This window comes from Actinomycetota bacterium (genome assembly GCA_019347575.1).
Classification (GTDB): domain Bacteria; phylum Actinomycetota; class Nitriliruptoria; order Nitriliruptorales; family Nitriliruptoraceae; genus JAHWKY01.
This window is the reverse complement of the sequence record JAHWKY010000113.1, coordinates 1-2190: the sequence shown is the minus strand read 5'-3', so window position 1 is coordinate 2190 and position 2190 is coordinate 1. Positions and strand designations below refer to the sequence as shown.

The 2190-nt window shown below is 70.5% G+C and carries 2 protein-coding genes; both read left to right on the top strand.

The genetic code is table 11. From position 1 onward, the window contains the following. Positions 1-54: 54 nt before the first annotated feature. On the top strand, positions 55-759 hold the full coding sequence (gene mreD / locus KY469_22885) for a rod shape-determining protein MreD (GenBank protein MBW3665937.1): 705 nt from the start codon (positions 55-57) through the stop codon (positions 757-759). Further along, positions 756-2190, top strand: a 1435-nt coding sequence (locus tag KY469_22880) for a hypothetical protein (GenBank protein MBW3665936.1), incomplete at its 3' end; no start/stop codon positions are given. The genes mreD and KY469_22880, both read left to right, overlap by 4 nt.

Genomic DNA, 2190 nt, shown 5'->3' with positions numbered 1-2190 from the left:
TGCGCGAGAAGGTGACCCGTCGGCGCACGGCCCCACCGAGGCTACCCTCCCGGCGTGCTCGCCGACATCGACGTCCTCGGGGTGTCCATCCAGACGTTCGGCCTGTTCTTCGGGTTGAACTTCCTGGCCTGGGGCGCGGTCGCGTCACGACGCCTGGGCGAGCTGGGCCGTCCCTCCGACTGGGCCTACGAGCTCGTCTTCGTGGCGCTGGGTGGAGGCCTGGTCGGTGCCAAGCTCTACTGGGTCGTCGATACCGGGGCCGAGGTGTCGCTGTCGGGCGTGTTCACCGGTTCCGGTCTGACGTGGTATGGCGGGCTGCTGGGCGGCGCCCTGGCCGGCGCGGCCTTCGGCTTCTCCGTCGGCCTGCTGAGCGACCTGGCCCTCATGGACACCCTGGGCATCACCTCGCTGGTCCTGCTGGCCGTGGGCTACTGGTGCGGCCGGGCGCGTGAGGTGCACGCCCTCGAGGGCCCGCTGGTGCCGCTGGTCGCCGGCGCCCTGGCCACGCTGGTCACGCTCGTCGGCTTCTCGGTCCTGCAGTTCCTGCTGGGTGCGGACCCGCCCCTGGGTGCTGCGCTGCTGCGCCAGATCACGGCCACGCTGGTGCTCAACGCGCTGCTGGCCGTGCCCGTGCACTGGCTGGTCACCCGCGCTACCGGCGGCTCGCTGGTCGCCTCGCGTCCGCGCCGGCGGCGCGCCTACACCACCGGCGGACTCTCGCCCCTCTACAGCCGCTCCGACGGCCCGATCAGCCGATGATCAGCCGCCCCGAGGACCGGGTGCCCGCCATCAGCCCACGGCTCGCCCTGCGCATCGCCGTGCTGGGCTTCGTCGCCCTGGGCCTGTTCGCGCTGATCTTCTTCCGCCTGTGGTACCTGCAGGTGCTCACGGGTGACCAGTACCTGGCCGAGGCGCGCGACAACCGCGTGCGCGAGCTGCGCATCCAGGCTCCCCGTGGTGAGATCGTCGACCGCAAGGACCGCACCCTGGTCACCAACAAGCGGGCCACGGTCATCTCGCTCGATCCGTCGACGCTGCCCGAGGAGGTGCGCGACATGGCCGCCGAGTGGGGCCGGCTGGCCGGCGAGCGCGAGGCGCGCCCCGAGGGCCGGCGAGGTGATCCGGTAGCGATTCCACCGATTCCCACGCCCGGGCTGCGTGAGCGCTACGAGCGCATCGCCAGCGTGCTCGAGCTCGAGGCCGATGAAGTCCACGCGACGGTCATCCGCAGCCTTGCCGTGGTGCCCTACGACAACGTGAACCTCGCGGTCGACGCCGAGCGGCCGGTGCTCAACTACCTCAGCGAGCGCAACGCCAGCTTCCCGGGCGTGGAGATCAGCGAGCGCTACCTGCGCAAGTACCCCAAGGAGGAGCTGGCCGCCCAGCTCTTCGGCGTGGTCGGCGAGATCAGCCCGGAGGAGCTGGAGCAGGAGCGCTACCGCGGGGTCTTGCAGGGGACGATCATCGGCAAGGAGGGCCTCGAGCGCTCCTACGACCGCTACCTGCGCGGCAAGGACGGCATTCGCCGTGTCGTCGTCGACGCCTTCGGGCGGCTCAATCCCGACGACACGCTGCCCGACACCGAGCCGATCGCCGGGCGCCAGCTGCGCCTGTCCATCGACCTCCAGCTGCAGGAGGCCGGCCAGCAGGCGTTGCAGGAGATCGGCGGTGGACTGCCCGGGGGGTTCGTGGCCATGGACCCCGAGACGGGCGAGGTGCTGGCCATGGGGTCGTCGCCGTCCTTCGATCCCAACCGTCTGTCAGGGCGGCCGATCACCCAGGAGCGCTATGACGAGCTCTACGGCGAGGAGGCCGACTCGCCGCGCTTCAACCGGGTCATCAGCGGCTCGTATCCCGTCGGCTCCACGTTCAAGCCGATAGCTGCGATCGCGATGCTGGAGAGCGGCGCGTTGGGACGGGTACAGGCTTGCACGGGCACGAACCAGGGACAGTTGCCCATGGCGGGCCGGTCCTGGTTCGCCGACCCGGTGCTGGCCGGCGGCGGGGCGCTGATGGACCATGTCGTACACATCGCCGACGTGCTGCGCTGGTACCTCGGCGCGGAGGTCGGTGAGGTTTACGCCGTGACCAACCGGATCCTGCACGGTGAAACGGTCACCGTGGAAACTGGGGCATTGGTTGTGCTCACGCTCACCGACGGGACGTTCGCCTCCATCGACGCCAGCTGGT